The organism is Candidatus Tisiphia endosymbiont of Hybos culiciformis (genome assembly GCF_964030975.1).
Lineage (GTDB): Bacteria > Pseudomonadota > Alphaproteobacteria > Rickettsiales > Rickettsiaceae > Tisiphia.
Window position 1 is genome coordinate 1 of the sequence record NZ_CAXIQH010000001.1, and the last position, 21,936, is coordinate 21,936.

Below are 21,936 nucleotides of genomic sequence, written 5' to 3' on the forward strand. Positions count from 1 at the left end.
AGCCGTATGAATTATCAGATGGGGAAAGTTTTGCCGTAAAATTTTACCTTTGGATAGGCGTTTTAGAGCATAACCAAAAGCCTTGACCATCAAAGGACAAAATTTTAATGGCAGTTCTGTTTTTATTATAGAATAAAAACAAGGAACCATTAAGAGGGTTGGAAGAAAGTTTTTGTCTGCAAACAGCTATTAAACCATCGATACCCTTACGAAAGTCGATGGCAATAGTGGCAACAAAAATAACTGACTGAGGGGTTAGTTGCAGCATAGAAATGTCTGAATATGATTTTTGGATCCAATGTTTGGATAATAAGCTTGGTACCATTTGGTTTAATAATGTGGCAAGTGTAGTAATTTTGTTTGGGAGTAGCCACAGGATCAGTATCTATAGAATTTACTAGTTGAAATGGAAGGAAATTAATATCTTGTTGCAGTTTTGCTGCAAGTATACGTTGAATTGAACTAATTATTGTTTTATTAATATTGAGATGTTTGGCTATATCTTTGCAAGAATAGTGATGGAGTAGCTGGCGAACTAATTCCTTTAGATGGTTTGGTATGGGATCAAACTTGTTAGTTTTAGTTTGACGCCAGGCTTTAAATTGCTGAGCTACTTGCTCAATAGTAATTGATGGTATTTGCATAGTAGGAACCCAAATTTATAAAATAAATTTTATACTAACAAAAAAATTAGATAGAGTTATGCAGTTTTGCTGCAAGTATACAATATTGATACATATGAAGTGAAAATAAGCTAGTACTACAGTCGTAAACTTTATGCATACAGTGTACGGGTTCTTTCTTTATCTTTAAAGTGACAATCTTTTGCTCTGGCTTGGTGTCGTCTTCGCCATAAGGATAGGCTTAAGAATGCTTCCTTTGTTGTCGTAAATAAGCTTGAAAAAATCAACTTTACAAAACGTCTAATTTCTTGAACCGTAAGGCTGATAAAATCTTCTGTTTTTTTTTATATTCGTGCGGCTCTGTCCAGAAAAGTGTGTAAATTTCCAAAATAGGTCATTAAATTTTGTTAAGCCTATCTTCAAATTTGATCATCAAATGAGCCATAGCTTCATTCCAGTTGGGAATAGGCATAGTCCATTTTTTGGTCATATAGTCAATTGTCAAATATAAGCTTTTAAAAACAGCACTATCACTAGGGAAAACACGCTTATTATTTGTTACTTTACGCAATTGACTATTAACAGATTCAACTGAATTAGTGGTATAAATTACCTTTCTAATTGCCTCTGGATATCCTAGAAAAATCATTAAATTATCCCAATGATTATACCATGATTTGGCAATTTGTGGATATTGTTTATTCCATTTTTCTTCAAAATATACTAAAGCTAAATGTGCTTGTTCTTCCGTTGCTGCAGTATATATCGGCTTTAAATCGCTAGCCACCTGCTTCCTATCTTTATATGATACGTATTTTAAACTATTTCTAATCTGATGTACAATACATAATTGATGTTCTGTTTTTGGATAAACTGCTTCTATCGCCTCAGACATACCAGTAAGATTATCACTACAGGCAATCAGTATATCCTTTAATCCTCTATTTTTCATTTCAGTAAAATTACCAAGCCAAAATTTTGCCCCTTCATTTTCACTGATCCATAATCCCAATATATCTTTTCTACCAGATAAATCAATCCCTAATGCAACATATATTGCCTTGTTAATTATCCTTTTGTCTTGCCTAACTTTTACTACTAAACAATCAAAAAATACTATCGGATATATCTCTTCTAACGGTCTACTCTGCCAAGCTTTTACATCATCCATTACATCATCGGTGATCTGACTGATTAAACTCTCACTTATTTCAACACTATACAACTCTTGTAATTGAACCTTAATATCAGATACACTCATACCTTTAGCATATAATGATAAGACTTTATCATCAAAACCATCAAAACGTTTTTGTCTTTTCGGTAGTATTGCTGGTTCAAAGGTACTACGCCTATCTCTTGGTACTTCTATCTCAACCGCTCCATGTTCGGAGATCAGTTTTTTGCTAGTTATACCATTACGAGCATTATCATTATCTACACGACTGTATTTATCATAGCCTAGATGATTATTCAATTCTGACTGCAATGCCTTCTCTATCAAGCGTTTGGTCAATTCTTTTAATAATCCTCCTTCTTTCAGTATTGTGCTTACATCTGTATCATTATCTATTAATAAATCTACTGCTTGCTTTATTGATTCATTTGTTTTTTTATTCATGTAATTTCCTTTTTTGTTATATTTTTATATATAACCTATCTCGAAATTTACACACTTTTCTGGACAGAGCCATTCGTGCATTGAATCCAATTGCTCCTGACCTGCAGATATAGTGAAACCTATTGAATTAGGTGATATAAACTTTGTGTTAACCTTGCGAAAGCAGGTATCTAGATTCCCGCCGTTGCTAAGAATGACAACTTACAATAGTTATGTTCTTTATCACCTAATCCTATAGGCATAACTATAACATAAAAGATACTGAAAATTGTATGGTGTTTTAGCTCCTACCATTTCCGCTAATTGCCAGCTATTCTTCCTCTCAACAGAACTCATTAATGCTTTGACATACAGTGACATATTATTAAAAGTTCTATAATCATTACATCCTACTCTTAAACCACTCTGACCTTCTTCTATCATTCCTTCCAGTTCTTGCCATATCTTGATGTTATCCATTCCTTATCTCATCTCCTCCTTCAACTATGCCATACATTTTATATTATTTGTAAACTACGACTGTAGTACTAGGTATAACTAACTCGATTATCATTTAGTCATAGTAACTCACCTTACACATAATGCTCATGGCAATTTAAAAATTGTAGAAAAGTACAATACGTCATTGCGAGACCATGTAGTGGTCGTGGCAATCCATGCTCTTGGATTGCTTCGTTGCCACCAAAGTGGCTCCTCGCAATGACGCATGGCTGTTTTTCCTATGACTTTTAATACCATACGTAAGGTGAGTAATTAGGATAAATATTATTGCTAATAAAGCACTTATATCCCCGAATTGGGAGTATAAAGTTTCATATTCTAGCTTATTTGGTAATAAACTATCTATATAACCTATTTCATTGAGAGCTCGTTGTTGAATAATTCTGCCTACTGGATCTATTACAGCCGATATACCATTATTAGCTGTTCTAAGCATAGGAAGACCGTTTTCTATACTACGCATACGACTAATCTGTAAATGTTGGTACGGACCAGAGGAATTTCCATACCATGTATCGTTAGTGACATTAATAATCACATCTGAAAGTTTATTACTCGTTTGAACGAGACTTGGAAAGATTGCTTCATAACAAATAAGCGGTTTTATGATTATATTAGGTTTATCAAGACTAACAAGTTGCACATTCCCTTCAGTATAATCTAATAACCCAGGGGTTAATTTCTTCAATGGTAATATCCATTTAAGAGGCATATATTCACCAAATGGTACTAAATGAGACTTATGATATTCAAATAATTTATCCCCTTCTTTTGTTAAAGCATATAAACTTGTATAAATTTCAAAATCATCGCCTTTTTTACTATTATTTGTTATACCACCAGTAATTAAAATTGCTTTTTTCCTTTCCAACATTTTTAATAGTTTCGTTTTGATTGGTTTATAATCATACGGTACTACCATAGCAGCTTCCGACCATATAATTAGATCTACGTCACCTGGTTCTTCAGATAATGCAATATGAAGATTTAAATTTTTCCAGAATTCTGCAACATCCCATTTAGCAGTTTGTGGAATACTTGGCTGCACTAATCGAACTTTTACATTTGAGAAATTGGTGGGGTTGTTATGTAGCCTTAATAAACCGTAGGAAGTTATCAGAGAAATTATTAGCAATGAATTTACTAATGATATTTTTAGTAGATTATATTGTTTAGTAAATAGGTGATAAAAACTAGTTGATATATATATTACAATAAAACTTAAACCATATACTCCTATAATACTAGAAGGCTGGATAAGAGTATCAGAAAATGAAAAAGCGTATCCGAGCAGATTCCAGGGTAACCCGGTAAAGAACCATGAGCTTACCCATTCAAAAAATACCCAATAAAGGCAAAAGATAAACTGATACAAGTTATGATTCTTCGCTAAAAACCCCAAACCGCAGGTTATAGAAATAAAACAAGCAAGAAAAATTGGCAGACCAAATAACGCCAATGGTATTGCCCACCAAAATTCATCAATATATACAGCAATCCCTATGCTAACCCAGTACATACTGACTAGGAAGTGCCCAAAACCAAATATAAAACCTAATAGAGATGCCTCTTGCCAACTATTAGCAATTTGTACTTGATGACATAGTAGTGCCAAGAAAAATAACCCAGGTACAAAGAAAGTTGGAGCAAAAACTAAACCGCTAACCATACCTGAAATAAATATAAATATTTTGGATAAAAACATTAGTGCTATATATTATTAGTGCTATATTTTGAAAGTTATTTACAAAAATATACATAATGCTATTGTTTGAGCAAGGTATAATTACTAAGTATGGAGAATATATGCAAATTGTCGGTTTACTTGATGGTAAGAAAGGATTAATTACAGGCGTCGCTAATAATTTGTCAATATCTTGGGCTATTGCTCAAATGGTCAAAGAGCATGGTTCAGACTTAGCCCTTACCTATCAAGGAGAAATGCTTGAAAAACGCGTTAGACCTCTTGCTGAAGAGATTGGTTGTAATTTTGTTGTTCCATGTGATGTAACAAATGAAGAGTCACTTGATAATTTGTTTAGGATTATTGAACAAAAATGGGGTAAACTTGATTTTTTGGTTCATTCTATAGCTTTCTCTGATAGGAATGAATTAAAAGGTAGATATATAGATACCACACTACCTAATTTTCTTAATAGCATGAATATATCATGTTATTCTCTAACTGCTATGGCAAAACGTGCAGAACCTTTGATGAAGGATGGTGGTAGTATCCTTACTCTAACTTATTATGGTTCCCAAAAGGTAGTTCGTAATTATAATGTAATGGGACTTGCTAAAGCTGCATTAGAATGCAGTGTAAAATATCTTGCAACTGATATGGGATCAAATAATATCCGAGTAAATGCTATATCAGCTGGTCCTATAAAAACTCTAGCCTCTAGTGGTATTAGTGATTTCAAAACTATGTTAGCTTCCCATGAGGCTACATCACCGTTACGCAGGAATATTTCTTCTAGTGATGTTGCAGGGGCTGCTTTATACTTGCTGAGTAGCTTATCATCCGGAGTTACTGGTGAAATACATTATGTAGATGGTGGATTTAACACTACAGTGGGGATGAATATACTCGAATAATTTGGAGAATTGGATTTGAAAATGAGGGGCGAGCAGGCACAGTGTACACACGGCGGCCTCATGAACAATTAGTTAATTTCTATTAAAGCATTAGTAAAACGTTTTAAGTTCTTTGGTGACCAACCCATAGTAAGCATCATTTTGGGTCTAGTCTCCCTTTTAGTCTTTATTTTATTTAAAATATTTAATACAAATCTTCTGATAATTGCCATATTCGCAGGAGCATTGCCTTGTCTTATGCTACTTGCATCCTCGTTAAATAGTCTCCCCGTCAAAAGTCTAGAAGGATAATATATAATATGGTTAGCGGGTAAAAATATCTAGATAATCCATAAGAAAATGCTATAATATTGGCAGAAACCTTATGGATTGTATGAATTATGCCGATAGAAGATATAATAAAATCCCAAAAACAAGGACAGCTTTTTGGTTATAAATTGACCGAAGAATTAAACCCTAATAACAAGTTATATAAATTAAGATCGTTAATAAATTGGACTGTTTTAGAGGAATGGTTATTGACAAATGTTAATATCAAGAAATTTGGTAGGAATCGCAGATGTCACAGGTTATTACTTGGAGTAACTATGCTGCAAGCGATGTATAACCTGTCAGATGCTGCAGCTGAAGAAGAGCTGAGAGAGAACGTATATTGGCAATATTTTTGTGGTTGGGAATATTTGCAGAAAGATGCTGAGATATCAGAAGCTAGTATACGAAGGTTTCGTGCTATATTAGGGGAAGAAGGATATAATGAGATATTAAAAGAATTAACAAGAATTGGTTGCAAAGTCGGAGTGCTTAAAAAAAAAGACTTAGCATCGATAATCGTTGATACTACAGTACAAATTAAGAATATTAAGTATCCTCATGATGTGTATTTGATGGATAAGGCAAGAATAGAGCTAGTAAAGTTATGTCATACTTTAGGCATTAAGTTACATGAGACATATGCCAAGCAATATAAAAAAGACATAGTAAAATTATGGAAATATAAGGATAATAGTAAAGCCAAAAAACGTAAGAAGGTAATGCAACATTTAAAGATATTGCTGGGTCGTTTAATAAGAATATGTCAGCGAGAAATAGCAAAAACAAAGTTAAGTTTGTCATTAAAGCAGCAAGAAATACTAAATAAGATTAAAAAGATTCAGGCACAATCTATACTGAGTAAAGCAGAGAAAGAGCGATATAAGGAGGATAATAAAGTATTATATAGTTTTCACGCACCGGAGGTAGAGTGCATAGGTAAAGGGAAATTAAACAAACCCTATGAGTTTGGTAACAAGGTTTCGATAGCAGTAAGTGGTCGAGGTAATTTTGTATTAGCGGCCAAATCATTTCATGGCAATCCATATGATGGTCATACATTATCGCAGACTGTAGAGGTTGTAAAGAAATTAACAGGAGTGGGAATAGCCAGGACATTTGTTGATTTAGGCTATAAGGGGAATAATTTTAAAGAAAAAGACAAGGTGTATAGCCCATATTGCAAGAAGAAGCTATCCTCAGATGATAAGGCAATGATCAAGAGAAGAAGTGCTATAGAGCCGATAATAGGACACCTTAAGCATTATGGTAGAGTTGGCAGAAATTACTTAAAAGGAGTAATAGGAGATATAATAAATCCGTTAATTTCCGCTGTAGGATTGAACTTACGGTGTATTGGTAATCACCTTCTCAAAACAAATTTTTCTACATAAAAATGACTCAATAAAAGAAAATTAATCAAACGATTACAAAATCGTTAACAAATCATCGTGCAAAAAATTTCTAGAAATCATCTTTTTATATTAAAAATTTACATCAAAAGAATTAAACTCTAAAATTTTATACAAAAAATTTTTTGCTAAGCTGCTAATTTTTTAATTTTTTGCACTTTTGACGGGGAGACTAAATACCACGTCTAGTATCCAATGCATAGATTCAACTCCCCAATGGGACCTTATATTCTTTAACATTACTTCAGCAGAATTGTTGGAACTACTGATATAGTGAAACCTATTGAATTAGGTGATACAAACTTTGTGTTAACCTTGCGAAAGCAGGTATCTAGATTCCCGCCTTCGCGGGAATGACAACTTACAATCGTTATGTTCTTTATCACCTAATCCTATGAGCATAACTATATCGCAAAAATGTTCTGCAAAGTTCTTGACGAATTCTCTCTCTCTTAACATCACTATCTCCAAATAATAATTATTTTATTAAGAGATTCTTACGATATTACTCCACTATTTGCAAAAACTTTATTATTAACATTTCTTTACCTTTTGTTCATGAGACCGCCGTGGCATAACATAAAAGATACTGAAAATTGTATGGTGTCTTAGCTCCTACCATTTCCGTTAATTGCCAGCTATTCTTCCTCTCAACAGAACTCATTAATGCTTTGACATACAGTGACATATTATTAAAAGTTCTATAATCATTACATCCTACTCTTAAACCACTCTGACCTTCTTCTATCATTCCTTCCAGTTCTTGCCATATCTTGATGTTATCCATTCCTTATCTCATCTCCTCCTTCAACTATGCCATACATTCTAATACATGTTTGTGGTCAAAAATCACATCAAGCTCCATAAGATTTTCACCTTATTTTGTTCAAAACCTTATGGATTTCCAAGATTTTTATAGTTTAACCACAGGACAAAGTCTGTCATCCCTGCTTCAGTGCGGGATCTAGATTCCCGCCGTTGCTAAGAATGACAAAGTGGTGCGGGAATGACGCCTTTTGCGTTTAAACATAGTAGATGTTGTGTTTTTAAACTTTTGACGGGGGAGTACTTAAAATCGCCGCCTCTTCTAACTTTCGACAGTCGTGCTACTTACTCCCTACCGCCGTGTCCTTTTATTGGTTTAAGATGAGCCTTAAAATTTGGCACAGGTTTTTCTGTTGTTTCTTTAGGGGGAGAAGAAGCTACCTTCCTAAAATTGCCCATCGCGTTCTTGAGAGCCTCCGCATCGACAGCAAGTTGAACAGGTTTTGCTTGCCCCTTTGTTGCTGGTGCTGCTACCACCGAGGATTTGGTTACTACTGGTTTAGGTGGTTGAGTAGCAGGCATAGGTGGCGGAGGAGGGGGCGGCGGTGGTGCTACTGGAACTCCATCTTTAAGTACAACCTTAGGGGGGCTAACTGCTGCCGCTTCTGGTTTTATTGCTACTTCTATTTTTTGACCATATACTGCTTCTTTTTCACCTAGGCGATCTTTTTCACTCAGCTTTCTAATTGCAGCCAACTCTTGAAGATGTTTAGGCGATTTTTCATCAATTTGAATTTCACCAGCTTTTTCTTTCCGTGCCGCAAGTCTTTTCTCCAGCTCGTTTATGAGGTCACCACCTGTTGGTTTTGCAAGTTCTGCTATTTGCTCCGGTGACTTCTTCTCCATACTTTTTATAGCAGCCAAAGGATCAGACTGTGCAACATATGCTGGTGGCGGCGGAGGAGGTGGTGGAGGTGGTACACCTGGAGCGATATTAACTGTTACCTGCACTGGTGGTGGCATAACTATCGGAGTGACAGTTGTCACCTGTGATGGCGGCATAGTTGGAGCATTCCCCACTACAGCTTGCACTGGCTCAATATCTTGTATAGGGTGGGTTGTTTCTGGTACTGCTAACGGTGCTGTTCTAGCTATCGTTGTTTGAGGTTTATCAGTTTCCATCAAAGGTGGTTGTACATGGGTTTCTTTTGCTGGAATAGTTGTAGCTATTTGTTCCTGTAAAGCTTGTTCTTTGACAGCTTGTTTCTGTACAACCTCAATTTCTTTAACAGTATCTTTTGTTGCTTGCTGTAATTCTTCTTTATGTTGTTTACTAAACGGAGATTTTAAAAAGTTAATAAAAGAGTTGAACCATGCCTTTATTTTAGCACCAATTGATGAACGGCTCTTCATGTTCTCAGCTTTTTTCTCTAACCCTTCTATATCTTTAGCTGTTATATCTTGCAGCGAGCTACTTCTATCCAAGACAGTCATCACATCAACTAGAACCTCAGCAACACCCTCTAAATCTTGTTTCTCGGCAGAAGATGCTGGCAAATTATTATGCACTGCAATTACAGCTTCAGCTATATTATTCACAGCTTCATTGACAACAGTTAAACCTTCCTTATTATCTTCGTTACCACTTTTCATACAACACTCATAAATTAATTATTCTTATAGCCCAATTATACAATATAACTTTATTAATCAAGCCAAGTCAAGTACTCTAGCTAAAAAAAATTACTTTATCCAGAAATTTTATTTATTCTCTTAATTTACCTTGGAATTTTTCATAAGCACTTGCAATAACTTCTTGACTTAATAAATTTAAGTCTGCTTCATTTAACGTCCGATCATCTGCTTGAAATTGCACTGTAATTGCCACCGATTTTTTTCCAGAAGGTAGTTTATCTCCTGAATAAATATCAAATAGATCAACTGATTTTATCATTTTTTTATTAGAATTCTTGATATAAGCAATGATCTTGCCAACCGGTTGCTCTAGATCAACTACAAAAGCATAGTCTCTACAGGTTGGTTGGAAGTCGGAAACAATAAACTCGTCTCTTTTAGCAAATTTTGCTTTAGCAAATGGTATATTGGCAATATTTATTTCAAAGGCAAATATCTGACAATCAATATCAAAATGCTTTAATATAGATGGATGAATTTGCCCAAAATATGCTATGATATTCTTACCAAGTTTTATAAGGTTTGACTTTGTCGGATGGTAATAAGGTAAATCAATAGGAGCAAATTGGCACTTATCAATCGGTAGACCTGCATAATTTAAAATATTTTCTAAGTCAGATTTAATATCAAAAACATCTACGGGGCGAGCCGCAGAATGACAATCTTTTTCATTATAGAACCCACATCTTACTGCAGAAGCAAAAATTAACTCTCCATCTGATGCACAAGAGTTAAAGATTGGCCCCAATTCCATCAAAGCAATGTCTTTAATGGATCTTGTTAAATTCTTTTGAACTAATTTAAGTAATTTAGGAATAATGCTAGGTCGCATATAATTATTATCAACATTAATAGGATTTAGCAAAAATAGCTCCTCTTTTATTGGAGCAAATAATTTTGCTATTTCACTATCCATGAATGAATTTGTTACTACCTCATCATAGCTGCAATTGGCTAAAATTCTTTTAATATCAGAAATTCTTCGTTGCTCTTTAGGTATAATTCTTGTTAGTTGCATTTCTGGTAATTTAATCGGCTCTAACTTGTCATAACCGTAAATACGAACAATTTCTTCAATAATATCTTCTTTAATGGTGATGTCATGCCGCCAGGATGGTACGGTAAGTTTGAGAGTATCACCTATATCTACTATAATAAAGCCAAGATTTTTTAAAATATCACAAATCTCTGTTTTGTTTAAGTTTAGACCGGTTATTTTAGCTAGGCAATTTATAGGGAAGTCCAGGGATTTTTGCACAAAGACCAACCCCTCATTATACACTATATCAGAAATTTCACCTCCACAAATAGCTAAAATCATTTTACTTGCAATATTTAAGGCTTTTAAGGTAAAACTTTGATCAATATTACGTTCAAAACGGTAGCGTGAATCAGTATCAATCTGCAGACGCCTGCCAGTTTTAGTAATATATTTAGGAGAAAAACACGCCGCTTCTAGCAGGATGTTTTGCGTTTCAAGCTCACAACTGCTATTATCCCCACCTATAATACCAGCAAGAGCCAGCACTTGCCCATTATCTTGAATTACCAAATCTCCTGCATTTAAATCATATTCTTTACCATTTAAAGCTACAAATTTAGTTTTTTCTTTAAGAATCGCAACTTGGATATTATCTAATAATTTACTTCTATCATAAGCATGCATTGGTTGCCCGAAGCTGTATGAGATGTAGTTAGTAACATCCACTATAGCTGAAACTGGTTTTACTCCAATATTTTGCAATAATTGCTTCAACCAATCAGGGCTTAGTTTGTTTTGTAAATTTCTTATTTCTCGAAAGCCGAATAATGGACATGCTTCTTCATTTTCTACTTGTAAACTCAAATTAGATTCAAATTCTCCGGCAATTTCTGCTATTTCTAATTCTTTAAGCGTACCAATACCACTAGCAGCAAGATCTCTAGCTATACCATAGACACCAAGAGCATCGCCACGATTTGGGGTAACATTAATATCAAAGACAGGATCACTATACCCATAATATTGTATAAGTGACTCTCCTACTTTAGCATCTTGCGGCAGTTCTATGATACCTTCCGAATTAGTACCAAGCAATAATTCCTCTTCCGAACATAGCATACCACAACTTTTTTCTCCACGAATTACCGATTCTTTAATTTTAAATTTACCATTTGGAATTTCACAACCAATTTTTGCCAATACTACTTTAATATTCTCCCTAGCATTACTTGCTCCGCAAACTATTTGCAAAATTCCTTCATTAGTTTGAACTTGACATATCTTAAGTTTATCCGCCGATGGATGGGGTTTAGTAGTTAGTATGTGAGCTACTTCGAAATCTTTTAGCTCCACCCTTTTATCTACTATTTCTTCCACTTCCAGACCAAGCATAGTTAAACAGTCAGCAATATCTGCAACAGAACTATCAGTATCTAAGAATTTTTCTAACCATGATAGAGTAAATTTCATCTTGTTAATCCCCCAGCTAAAGTTGGTATATCAAAAGCAGAGAAATTATAGTGTTTTAACCATCTTATATCTCCTTCAAAGAATTGTCTAAGATCTTTAATACCGTATTTTAACATAGCAAAACGCTCAACACCTAGCCCAAAAGCAAACCCTTGATAATGCTCGCTATCTATATTAACATTTTTAAGAACGTTTGGATGAACCATACCACAACCAAGCACCTCTAGCCATTTATCACTACCCTGCATCTTAATATCCACTTCGGCAGATGGCTCAGTAAACGGGAAGAAGCTTGGTCTAAAACGTATGTCAATATTTGTTTGTTCAAAAAAATCTTTAATAAATTCCGTGATAAGATATTTTAAATGTCCCATATTAATATTTTCATCGAGTACTAGACCTTCAATCTGATGGAACATTGGCGTATGCGTCATATCGGAATCCGACCTATAAGTTCTACCAGGAGCGATAAACCTAAAAGGTGGTTTATCATTTTGCATGGTTCTGATTTGTATTGGCGAAGTATGGGTACGTAACAGTAGTGGAAGTGTATCTGCCCCTTCTTTCGCTTTTAGGTAGAAAGTGTCATGCATCTGCCTGGCGGGATGATCTTCATAAAAATTGAGGGCTGTGAAATTATACCAATCATTTTCGATAGTCGGACCATCCTTAATGGTTAGCCCAAATTTTGCAAATATTTGAATTAATTCTTCGGTAGCTTGGGTAATTGGGTGAATGCTTCCCTTCTTATATTGTCTAGCTGGAATGGTTAAATCCGTCTTTTCTTCAGCAAGCTGCTTATTTAATTCAAATTCTTCCAAGATAGTTTGTTTTGCTTGTAGTAAATTACTAACCTGCTCTTTCAGCAGATTAACTACCTCGCCTAACTTCTTGCGATCATTTGGTTCAAGACCGCCTAGTTTTTTCATTTCTTGATTGAGTAAACTTTTCTTCCCAAGGAGTTCTACCCTAATTTGTTGTAATTCTGATAGAGATTGAGTTGACTCGATACTGCTTTGGGCAGATTTTAATATTTGGTTTAGATTATCCATAACAAGTTAATTAAATAATAACATCATATCTTAAATTAGAGGAGATTAGACTAAGTTTCATTATATGTCTAGAGTAAATTATTATGTTACCTTACGCATAACCCTCATGGCAATTTTAAAAGTGTAGAAAAGTACAAAACGTCATTGCGAAACCACATAGTGGTTGAAGCAATCCACATTCATTAGATTGCTTCGTCGCTACTGAAGTAGCTCCTCGCAATGACGCCAATTTGCTATGGATAAATGCTAATCAAGTTAGCTATAAATAACCTGAATTTGGTTATATCTAAAATATAGCAGATTTTTATTACCCACTAATAGCTGTTTTCTCTATGATTTTTAAATGCCCTGCGTAAGGTAACTTATTATTTAGCTATAGTGAAACCTATTGAATTAGGTGATACAAACTTTGTGTCATACCTGCGAAAGCAGGTATCTAGATTCCCGCCTTCGCGGGAATGACAACTTACAATCGTTATGCTCTTTATCACCTAATCCTATGAGCATAACTATATCTGCAGGTCAAGAGCAATTGGATTCAATGCACGAATATAAAAAAAAACAGAAGATTTTATCAGCCTTACGGTTCAAGAAATTAGACGTTTTGTAAAGTTGATTTTTTCAAGCTTATTTACGACAACAAAGGAAGCATTCTTAAGCCTATCCTTATGGCGAAGACGACACCAAGCCAGAGCAAAAGATTGTCACTTTAAAGATAAAGAAAGAACCCGTGCACTGTATGCATAAAGTTTACGACTGTAGCACTAGGGAGGCTTTTATTTTATATCATTAGTTGCGACTTTTAAATCGCCCTGCATAACTTGCACAAAAAAACTATTGACTCAATATATTCGCTATATTACTATAATAAGGTGCTTTATGCTCATTTCTAGGTAAATCTTTTTTTTGATAAACTTATACAATACAACAAGAGGTAAACTTTCAATAAGAACTTTTTTAAACTTATAATCTCAGATTTACGGATATGGATTCATCTTGGATGTAGTGATCAAGAAAAGTTTCATTCACAACTAGTTAGTTTTAATATTGAATTAGAATTTACAACTCTCCCAAAAGGTACAATTACCGACAAACTTGAAGATACAATTTGTTATCTTGAGCTTGTTCAAACTATTAAATCCCTTTGCCAAACTAAACATTTTAATCTGGTAGAACATTTAACGATAGAAGTTTATCATGCTATTGATAAGTCTTTAATAAAACATCGTGATCTTGTTAAATGCGTCAATGTAACGACACGTAAAATGTCACCGCCCGTCCAAGATGTTCATGGGGATATAACCTTTACTTACTGCTCTGCTTTATATAATAAAGGAGGGGGCAATGATTTATATTAGTCTTGGATCTAATTTAGGAAATCGTATTAATAATTTAAATATTGCTGTGAATCTATTAACACAAGGTTGTTTACGCAATGTTAAATCTTCAATTGTACTTGAAACCAAAGCGATTTTGCCAGATAACGCTCCTCCATCTTGGAATAAGCCATTCTTAAACATGATAGTTGCCGGAGAGACGGATTTATCACCCGATGCACTACTTATAACCATGAAATTGATAGAATCTGATATGGGACGATTGGCTACTTATGAAAAATGGACACCTCGTATTATAGATTTAGATATTTTACTTTGGGATGAACTACAGCTCAATACCCCTCAGCTTACAATTCCACATCCAGAATTAAGTACTCGACCATTCTTGCAACATCTTTTAGCTCTCATGGAAGTACAGCCCTGGACAAAGATGTCTGTAACAAATTCTTTTTCTAAAAGCTTTGTTCTACATCCTTCACTTGTGGGGATTGTTAACATTACAAGTGATTCATTTTCAGATGGAGGGAAATTTAACAATCTAGATAAAGCAATTGAACAAATTCAAGAATTAGCTAGTGATGGTGCTAGTATTATTGAAATTGGTGCTCAATCCACAAGACCAGAGGCTGTAATTCATACACCAGAGGAGGAATATAATAAATTAAAGCCTGTTCTAGATGGGATTACAACATTAATAAATAATGAAATACTTAAAGTTAGCATAGATAGTTTCTGGTCATCCACTGTTAGGAAGCTTCTTGAAAACTATCAGATTAGTTGGATTAATAATGTCAAAGGTGATTTTGATGTTTGGACTCTGAAGAGCATTGCTGAGAAAGGTTGTAAACTATGCTTCATGCATTCATTGAGTATTCCACCTAATCAAGAGTTAATTCTATCTTTAGAACACAAACCTATTAGTTTGATAAAAGAATGGGGAGAGCAATCCATTGAACATCTCTTAAATATTGGCTTTTCTCAAGAAGATATTATCCTTGACCCAGGTATTGGATTTGGAAAATCGTCATATCAAAACATAGAGATTTTACGATATGTTCAAGAACTCAAGAGCTTAGGTATTCAAGTAATGGTTGGACATTCTAGAAAATCTTATATTCAGGCATTTTCTCTAGCTGATGCTAAAAATCGAGATATTGAAACTATTGCTACTTCCCTTGCATTAAAAGATAAGGTAGATTTTTTGCGTGTTCATAATGTAAAAGACCATATGCGATTTTTTGCAACATACCAAAACTTTCAACAGTAGGTATCATATGAAGCAAAAAAACAAGATAATAGGCATCATGGCAGCAACGCAACAAGGAGTTATTAGTTATAGAAGTGTTTTGCCTTGGAGTTATCCTGAAGAACTTGAACATTTTAGAACCACAACTATTGGACATATTATGATTATGGGACGAAAGACTTATGATATAATAGCAAAAACTTTGTCGACTAATAGAGAGATTATTGTTTTTTCTCGTAATCCTCACTTTGTTTCCAGCAATGCAAAGATAGTGACTTCACTGAATGAATTCTTACAATATATTCAATCTTTAAACTCAGCAAAGAAACTTTTTATGATTGGTGGAGCTGAGATTGCTCATTTATTTTTAAAATATAATCTGATTTCTTATTTTATACTAACAAAAATACACCACTTATATTCTGGTGATACATCCATTGATTTAAGCTATTTTAAAGGATGGGATGAAAAAATTTTAAAAAAACACTCTAATTATACTATTTGTAAACTTACAAACATAAAGGAGCTCTCTTGACATTTTGTACAAACCTTAATACCTCTCTTGATGGGATGATAGAATGCCATGCATGTTAAAAGCATAAAAACTCACAGGATTGAGGTTAATGATTGTCTAGAACAAATTTTAGATCAGTATATCCAAGAACTTGTAGATGAGGATATTGTTGCTATAACATCCAAGATAATTAGTGTCATACAAGGACGTTTAATTTCAAAGGATAGTATATGTAAGAATTTGTTGATTCAGCAAGAAGCAGATTTGGTGGTGGAGACTGACAATAATCCTTATGATCTTTATTTAACTATCAAGAATGGTATACTTATACCTTCTGCAGGAATAGATGAATCAAACGTACATGAAGTCTATGTTTTATATCCTGAGAATATTCAAAAAACAGTTATCTGGATATGGGAATATTTAAAAAAGAAACACAATCTTAAAAAGATTGGTATTGTAATTACAGACAGTCATACAACAATCATGAGACGAGGTGTGACCGGTATTGCTCTTGGTTGGTGTGGTTTTATTCCCCTTTATTCATATATTGATAAACCTGATCTTTACAATCGCCCATTAAAGGTTACACAAGTGAATATTTTGGATGCTTTGGCTACTTCAGCAGTTTTTGTTATGGGTGAAGGCGATGAACAGACGCCTTTTGCCATTATTAAAAATGCACCGAAAATTTATTTCCTTGATAGACCACCCACAATAGAAGAAGAGAAAAATATCTTGATTCCTATGGATGAAGATTTATATTCCCCGCTATTACGTGCTGCTAAATGGCATGTAATAACATAAACTAACTCACATGTCACACACAGCTATAGTTATGCTCATAGGATTAGGTGATAAAGAACATAACGATTGTAAGTTGTCATTCCCGCGAAGGCAGGAATCTAGATACCTGCTTTCGCAGGTATGACACAAAGTCTGTATCACCTAATTCAATAGGTTTCACTATACCTTACGCATAACCCTCATGGCAATTTTAAAAGTGTAGAAAAGTACAAAACGTCATTGCGAAACCACATAGTGGTTGAAGCAATCCACATTCATTAGATTGCTTCGTCGCTACTGAAGTAGCTCCTCGCAATGACGCTTGTGTAGCATAATATAGTTATGCTCATAGGATTAGGTGATAAAAATATAACGATTGTAAGCTGTCATTCCCGCGAAGGCGGGAATCTAGATACCTGCTTTCGCAGGTATGACACAAAGTTTGTATCACCTAATTCAATAGGTTTCACTATATCCTTATAATTTTTTGCTATTTTTACGATAGAATAAAAAATGTAGGGTATGAGTTAAACCTCGTAGGTATCAGGGCAGTTTAAAAGTCGCAACTAATGATATAAAATACTAGATTATAGAAACGAATAACCGTCATCGCGAGCCACGAAGTGGCGTGGCGATCCAAATAAACAGCTTGCTGTTTTATTTTTGCCGTTGCAATTTTTTGGATTGCCGTGTCGTAGCGAAGCGGCTCCTCGCAATGACGTTTATGCATTTCTCAAAACAGATTCTTGTATCATTAGTTGCGACTTTTAAACTGCCCTGTCCCGCCTACGCGGGTAATGACATCTTTTTTGTAAATATAGCGGGGGTTTTGCTATACATAACCTATCTAAAAATTGTCACACCTTTTTGAATAGATCCTTTCTTCAATCTCATGACGAAAATGACGAACTAAACCTTGGATAGGCCAAGCAGCAGCATCCCCAAGAGCACAAATAGTACGCCCCTCGATCATTTTGGTCACGTCCAGTAATTGATCTATTTCCTCTATTCTTGCCTGACCGCGTACTAATCGCATCATAATTCGCCACATCCAACCTGTACCTTCTCGGCATGGACTACACTGACCACAAGACTCATGCATGTAGAATTTACTAAGTCTCGCAATAGCATAAATAATATCCGTGGAATTATCCATAACAATAATTCCCCCAGTTCCAAGAGCTGAGCCAGCTGACTTTAAACTATCAAAATCCATTGCCAGATCTTCACATAGTGACTTTGGTAATAATGGTACTGATGAGCCACCTGGAATAATAGCTTTCAGATTGTCCCAGCCACCACGTACACCTCCAGCATATTTTTCAATCAACTCCTTTAAAGGTACCCCCATAGCTTCTTCAACATTACATGGTTTATTTACGTGACCAGAAATACAGAAAATCTTCGTGCCGGTACTGTTAGGCTTACCGATTGAAGCAAACCAATCACCCCCACGTCTAAGTATAGTAGGTACAACGGCAATTGATTCAACATTATTAATAGTTGTTGGACAACCATATAAGCCGAAATTAGCTGGAAATGGTGGCTTTAGCCTAGGGAAACCCTTATTGCCCTCTAAGCTCTCAAGCAAAGCTGTTTCCTCACCGCAAATATACGCCCCAGCACCTCTATGTAAATGAATGTCAAGATTGTACCCAGTACCACAAGCATTATTGCCTATCAAACCAGCATCATAAGCTTCATCTATAGCACGCTGCACATTGGATGATTCGTTATAAAATTCACCACGAATATATATATAGCAAGTATTTGCGTTAACAGCAAAACTGGCAAGCAAACAGCCTTCAATTAATTTATGCGGCTCATACCTTAAAATATCACGATCCTTGCATGTACCAGGCTCTGATTCATCAGCATTAACCACTAAATAGCTAGGTTTTGGGTGTTCTTTAGGCATGAACGACCATTTGGTGCCAGTTGAAAATCCAGCACCACCCCGTCCCCGCAAACCTGATTTTTTTACTTCTTCAATTATCCATTCTCTACCTTTAATAATAAAATCTTTTGTATTATCCCAATCTCCACGTTGCTTACTACTTATTATATCATATTTTTCCTGCCCACTAAGATTAGAAAAAATTTTTTCGCTAATTTGTAACATAATTCACTCTTAGAATATCTGCAGATGAGAGTATAGATGAAGGTAAATAATTGTGAAGAATAAATTTAAGGGGTTTTAAACTGCCCTGATACCTACGAGGTTTAACTCATACCCTACATTTTTTATTCTATCGTAAAAATAGCAAAAAATTATAAGGATATTATGCTACACAAGCGTCATTGCGAGGAGTGTGTAAGCACGACGAAGCAATCCAAAAGACCAGAAGTGGATTGCTTCGTCGCCTAAAGTGGCTCCTCGCAATGACAGTTAGAGATCGGTTTTTTTTCCTTAAATTGGTACATTATGTCGAATTACACTTTCACTACAAAATAAAAAATGTAGGGTACTTATATCTTGAGAATGTGATATAAATAATTGTAAGAGGGTGACTTGTGGGGTACTTGATTGAGATAATCGAGCATAGAATAAGTACCCTCTTACAAAGTTTGCTTTGAACAAATTGCAGAAGGTGCTGGAAGCAGCAGCCTTGCACAATAAGATGAAGGAGATTATATCATGAGTAAAATAATAGGTCTAGATGTAAGTAAAAAATGGTTAGATATAGTGAAACCTATTGAATTAGGTGATACAAACTTTGTGTCATACCTGCGAAAGCAGGTATCTAGATTCCCGCCTACGCGGGAATGACAACTTACAATAGTTATGTTCTTTATCACCTAATCCTATAGGCATAACTATATATGTTTATATGAGTCTAACAATAAACCGATATATAATCGTTTTTCCAATGATAAGTTAGGGCATGAAGAACTGATAACACTAATAAAGAATGACGAGATTAAGCTAATAGTATGTGAGCCTACTGGAGGTTATGAAGCTGAGATTTGCCAAAAATTGTATAATAATAAACAACAGATACATAGGGTCAATACATATAGTTTTAATTCATTTAGCAAATCGGTGAATTTATGTAAAACTGATAAGAAGGATGCATTTAAATTAGCATATTATGGCGATAAAATGCAACTTTCAGCAAATTATGTATATCAAGTTGAATCCGAGACTTTGAAGAGGTATCAGCAAAGGCGGGAAGATTTAGTTCTAATACTGAGTAATGAAAAGAAGAGGCTACATCATAGTATTGATGGTATTGATAAAGAGAGTATAGAAAAGCTCATTAAATTTTTACAGAATGAAATAGCTGAGCTTGATAAAAAATTAAGTGAGGTAATAGATGAGTCAGAAGAGTTAAAAGAGAAGGTGAAAATATTAGAGACTGTACCTGGTATTGGTAAATGTTTGGCTACAAAACTAATTAGTTTTGTACCTGAATTGGGGGATAAAAATTATAGTAGTAACGAATTGTCAGCAATTGTGGGGATAGCTCCTTATGCCCGTGATAGTGGTAATAAGCAAGGACGAAGATTTATTAGAGGCGGTAGGAAAATACCACGGGATGCTTTATATATGGCTGTATTAACTGGCAAAAATGGTTTTCAATATTTAAAAACTTTATATGATAGACTTGTTAACAATTTTAAACCTAAGAAAGTTGCTATAGTTGCATGCATGCGTAAACTACTTGAAGTGTGCCATAAACTTATTCAACAAAAACGTTGTTTTGTTATTTAGATAAATATTTTTATTTTTTTTGAAAATTTAGGGCTCTGTCCAGAAAAGTGTGTAAATTTCCAAAATAGGTCATTAAATTTTGTTAAGCCTATCTTCAAATTTGATCATCAAATGAGCCATAGCTTCATTCCAGTTGGGAATAGGCATAGTCCATTTTTTGGTCATATAGTCAATTGTCAAATATAAGCTTTTAAAAACAGCACTATCACTAGGGAAAACACGCTTATTATTTGTTACTTTACGCAATTGACTATTAACAGATTCAACTGAATTAGTGGTATAAATTACCTTTCTAATTGCCTCTGGATATCCTAGAAAAATCATTAAATTATCCCAATGATTATACCATGATTTGGCAATTTGTGGATATTGTTTATTCCATTTTTCTTCAAAATATACTAAAGCTAAATGTGCTTGTTCTTCCGTTGCTGCAGTATATATCGGCTTTAAATCGCTAGCCACCTGCTTCCTATCTTTATATGATACGTATTTTAAACTATTTCTAATCTGATGTACAATACATAATTGATGTTCTGTTTTTGGATAAACTGCTTCTATCGCCTCAGACATACCAGTAAGATTATCACTACAGGCAATCAGTATATCCTTTAATCCTCTATTTTTCATTTCAGTAAAATTACCAAGCCAAAATTTTGCCCCTTCATTTTCACTGATCCATAATCCCAATATATCTTTTCTACCAGATAAATCAATCCCTAATGCAACATATATTGCCTTGTTAATTATCCTTTTGTCTTGCCTAACTTTTACTACTAAACAATCAAAAAATACTATCGGATATATCTCTTCTAACGGTCTACTCTGCCAAGCTTTTACATCATCCATTACATCATCGGTGATCTGACTGATTAAACTCTCACTTATTTCAACACTATACAACTCTTGTAATTGAACCTTAATATCAGATACACTCATACCTTTAGCATATAATGATAAGACTTTATCATCAAAACCATCAAAACGTTTTTGTCTTTTCGGTAGTATTGCTGGTTCAAAGGTACTACGCCTATCTCTTGGTACTTCTATCTCAACCGCTCCATGTTCGGAGATCAGTTTTTTGCTAGTTATACCATTACGAGCATTATCATTATCTACACGACTGTATTTATCATAGCCTAGATGATTATTCAATTCTGACTGCAATGCCTTCTCTATCAAGCGTTTGGTCAATTCTTTTAATAATCCTCCTTCTTTCAGTATTGTGCTTACATCTGTATCATTATCTATTAATAAATCTACTGCTTGCTTTATTGATTCATTTGTTTTTTTATTCATGTAATTTCCTTTTT

General features: G+C 34.5%; 25 protein-coding genes and 1 pseudogene. 10 read left to right on the forward strand and 16 right to left on the reverse strand.

The window, feature by feature from the left end; all coding sequences use genetic code 11:
* Window positions 1-43: 43 nt before the first annotated feature.
* From tnpB to ACQH2P_RS00015, 3 genes are all read right to left on the reverse strand, one after another.
* Window positions 44-268: an IS66 family insertion sequence element accessory protein TnpB gene (gene tnpB, locus ACQH2P_RS00005; protein WP_425362495.1), complete on the reverse strand. Its 225-nt coding sequence runs from the start codon at window positions 266-268 to the stop codon at window positions 44-46.
* Complete coding sequence (locus tag ACQH2P_RS00010; RefSeq protein ID WP_425362496.1) at window positions 207-644, reverse strand: hypothetical protein; 438 nt, start codon at window positions 642-644, stop codon at window positions 207-209. Before ACQH2P_RS00010 ends, tnpB begins: the two co-directional genes overlap by 62 nt.
* A 376-nt stretch (window positions 645-1,020) precedes the next feature.
* Complete coding sequence (locus ACQH2P_RS00015; protein ID WP_425362497.1) at window positions 1,021-2,244, reverse strand: IS256 family transposase; 1,224 nt, start codon at window positions 2,242-2,244, stop codon at window positions 1,021-1,023.
* A 112-nt stretch (window positions 2,245-2,356) separates the two neighbouring features.
* On the opposite strand from ACQH2P_RS00015, the gene ACQH2P_RS00020 reads away from it, so the two are divergent.
* On the forward strand, window positions 2,357-2,482 hold the full coding sequence (locus ACQH2P_RS00020; protein ID WP_425362498.1) for a hypothetical protein: 126 nt from the start codon (window positions 2,357-2,359) through the stop codon (window positions 2,480-2,482).
* Here ACQH2P_RS00020 and ACQH2P_RS00025 read toward each other — a convergent pair.
* Both ACQH2P_RS00025 and lnt read right to left on the reverse strand, forming a co-directional pair.
* Complete coding sequence (locus ACQH2P_RS00025) at window positions 2,467-2,703, reverse strand: hypothetical protein (RefSeq protein ID WP_425362499.1); 237 nt, start codon at window positions 2,701-2,703, stop codon at window positions 2,467-2,469. The two genes, ACQH2P_RS00020 and ACQH2P_RS00025, sit on opposite strands and share 16 nt — an antisense overlap.
* Window positions 2,704-2,989: 286 nt before the next feature.
* Window positions 2,990-4,450 (reverse strand): annotated as a pseudogene (gene lnt / locus ACQH2P_RS00030) (apolipoprotein N-acyltransferase); the annotation flags it as partial.
* 101 nt (window positions 4,451-4,551) lie between these two features.
* Here lnt and ACQH2P_RS00035 point away from each other — a divergent pair.
* Entirely contained in the window at window positions 4,552-5,343 is a 792-nt protein-coding gene (locus ACQH2P_RS00035; protein ID WP_425364063.1) for an enoyl-ACP reductase FabI, read from the forward strand.
* A 68-nt stretch (window positions 5,344-5,411) separates the two neighbouring features.
* Here ACQH2P_RS00035 and ACQH2P_RS00040 read toward each other — a convergent pair whose 3' ends face one another.
* On the reverse strand, window positions 5,412-5,618 hold the full coding sequence (locus tag ACQH2P_RS00040; protein WP_425362500.1) for a hypothetical protein: 207 nt from the start codon (window positions 5,616-5,618) through the stop codon (window positions 5,412-5,414).
* A 105-nt stretch (window positions 5,619-5,723) separates the two neighbouring features.
* Here ACQH2P_RS00040 and ACQH2P_RS00045 point away from each other — a divergent pair, with 105 nt between their 5' ends.
* On the forward strand, window positions 5,724-7,046 hold the full coding sequence (locus ACQH2P_RS00045) for an IS5 family transposase (RefSeq protein WP_425362501.1): 1,323 nt from the start codon (window positions 5,724-5,726) through the stop codon (window positions 7,044-7,046).
* 257 nt (window positions 7,047-7,303) lie between these two features.
* Here the strand turns inward: ACQH2P_RS00045 and ACQH2P_RS00050 are convergent, their stop codons facing one another.
* From ACQH2P_RS00050 to ACQH2P_RS00075, 6 genes are all read right to left on the reverse strand, one after another.
* Window positions 7,304-7,450, reverse strand: coding sequence for a hypothetical protein (locus ACQH2P_RS00050; protein ID WP_425362502.1), 147 nt, complete (start codon window positions 7,448-7,450; stop codon window positions 7,304-7,306).
* A gap of 170 nt (window positions 7,451-7,620) precedes the next feature.
* Window positions 7,621-7,851 (reverse strand): hypothetical protein, encoded by a 231-nt coding sequence (locus ACQH2P_RS00055; RefSeq protein WP_425362503.1) that lies wholly within the window; start codon window positions 7,849-7,851, stop codon window positions 7,621-7,623.
* A gap of 323 nt (window positions 7,852-8,174) precedes the next feature.
* Window positions 8,175-9,482 carry a hypothetical protein gene (locus ACQH2P_RS00060; RefSeq protein ID WP_425362504.1) on the reverse strand — a complete coding sequence of 436 codons (1,308 nt, stop codon included), beginning with the start codon at window positions 9,480-9,482 and terminating at the stop codon, window positions 8,175-8,177.
* Between the two features lie 112 nt (window positions 9,483-9,594).
* A complete protein-coding gene (gene pheT / locus ACQH2P_RS00065; RefSeq protein WP_425362505.1) occupies window positions 9,595-11,976 on the reverse strand; it encodes a phenylalanine--tRNA ligase subunit beta in 2,382 nt (793 codons plus the stop codon).
* Window positions 11,973-13,028, reverse strand: coding sequence for a phenylalanine--tRNA ligase subunit alpha (gene pheS, locus ACQH2P_RS00070; RefSeq protein WP_425362506.1), 1,056 nt, complete (start codon window positions 13,026-13,028; stop codon window positions 11,973-11,975). Before pheS ends, pheT begins: the two co-directional genes overlap by 4 nt.
* 365 nt (window positions 13,029-13,393) lie before the next feature.
* On the reverse strand, window positions 13,394-13,519 hold the full coding sequence (locus tag ACQH2P_RS00075; RefSeq protein WP_425362507.1) for a hypothetical protein: 126 nt from the start codon (window positions 13,517-13,519) through the stop codon (window positions 13,394-13,396).
* 477 nt (window positions 13,520-13,996) lie between these two features.
* Between ACQH2P_RS00075 and ACQH2P_RS00080 the strand changes: the two genes are divergently transcribed.
* From ACQH2P_RS00080 to ACQH2P_RS00105, 6 genes are all read left to right on the forward strand, one after another.
* Window positions 13,997-14,386, forward strand: coding sequence for a dihydroneopterin aldolase (locus tag ACQH2P_RS00080; protein ID WP_425364064.1), 390 nt, complete (start codon window positions 13,997-13,999; stop codon window positions 14,384-14,386).
* Complete coding sequence (folP, locus tag ACQH2P_RS00085; RefSeq protein ID WP_425362508.1) at window positions 14,373-15,632, forward strand: dihydropteroate synthase; 1,260 nt, start codon at window positions 14,373-14,375, stop codon at window positions 15,630-15,632. The genes ACQH2P_RS00080 and folP overlap by 14 nt, the downstream gene beginning before the upstream one ends.
* Window positions 15,633-15,639: 7 nt before the next feature.
* Window positions 15,640-16,146 carry a dihydrofolate reductase gene (locus tag ACQH2P_RS00090; protein ID WP_425362509.1) on the forward strand — a complete coding sequence of 169 codons (507 nt, stop codon included), beginning with the start codon at window positions 15,640-15,642 and terminating at the stop codon, window positions 16,144-16,146.
* A 48-nt stretch (window positions 16,147-16,194) separates the two neighbouring features.
* A complete protein-coding gene (locus tag ACQH2P_RS00095) occupies window positions 16,195-16,932 on the forward strand; it encodes a putative folate metabolism gamma-glutamate ligase (RefSeq protein ID WP_425362510.1) in 738 nt (245 codons plus the stop codon).
* 47 nt (window positions 16,933-16,979) lie between these two features.
* Window positions 16,980-17,108, forward strand: a complete 129-nt coding sequence (locus tag ACQH2P_RS00100) for a hypothetical protein (RefSeq protein ID WP_425362511.1) — start codon at window positions 16,980-16,982, stop codon at window positions 17,106-17,108.
* 145 nt (window positions 17,109-17,253) lie between these two features.
* On the forward strand, window positions 17,254-17,394 hold the full coding sequence (locus tag ACQH2P_RS00105) for a hypothetical protein (protein ID WP_425362512.1): 141 nt from the start codon (window positions 17,254-17,256) through the stop codon (window positions 17,392-17,394).
* A 70-nt stretch (window positions 17,395-17,464) separates the two neighbouring features.
* On the opposite strand, the gene ACQH2P_RS00110 is transcribed toward ACQH2P_RS00105, so the two are convergent.
* The 3 genes from ACQH2P_RS00110 to ACQH2P_RS00120 all read right to left on the reverse strand — a co-directional run bounded on the left by ACQH2P_RS00110 (window position 17,465) and on the right by ACQH2P_RS00120 (window position 19,710).
* Entirely contained in the window at window positions 17,465-17,641 is a 177-nt protein-coding gene (locus ACQH2P_RS00110; RefSeq protein ID WP_425362513.1) for a hypothetical protein, read from the reverse strand.
* A gap of 117 nt (window positions 17,642-17,758) precedes the next feature.
* A complete protein-coding gene (gene nuoF / locus ACQH2P_RS00115) occupies window positions 17,759-19,033 on the reverse strand; it encodes an NADH-quinone oxidoreductase subunit NuoF (protein WP_425362514.1) in 1,275 nt (424 codons plus the stop codon).
* A gap of 509 nt (window positions 19,034-19,542) precedes the next feature.
* Entirely contained in the window at window positions 19,543-19,710 is a 168-nt protein-coding gene (locus ACQH2P_RS00120; protein WP_425362515.1) for a hypothetical protein, read from the reverse strand.
* A gap of 52 nt (window positions 19,711-19,762) precedes the next feature.
* Here ACQH2P_RS00120 and ACQH2P_RS00125 point away from each other — a divergent pair, with 52 nt between their 5' ends.
* Window positions 19,763-20,626 (forward strand): IS110 family RNA-guided transposase, encoded by an 864-nt coding sequence (locus tag ACQH2P_RS00125; RefSeq protein WP_425364065.1) that lies wholly within the window; start codon window positions 19,763-19,765, stop codon window positions 20,624-20,626.
* Window positions 20,627-20,698: 72 nt separating this feature from the next.
* On the opposite strand, the gene ACQH2P_RS00130 is transcribed toward ACQH2P_RS00125, so the two are convergent.
* Window positions 20,699-21,922 (reverse strand): IS256 family transposase, encoded by a 1,224-nt coding sequence (locus ACQH2P_RS00130; RefSeq protein ID WP_425362497.1) that lies wholly within the window; start codon window positions 21,920-21,922, stop codon window positions 20,699-20,701.
* Window positions 21,923-21,936: the final 14 nt, after the last annotated feature.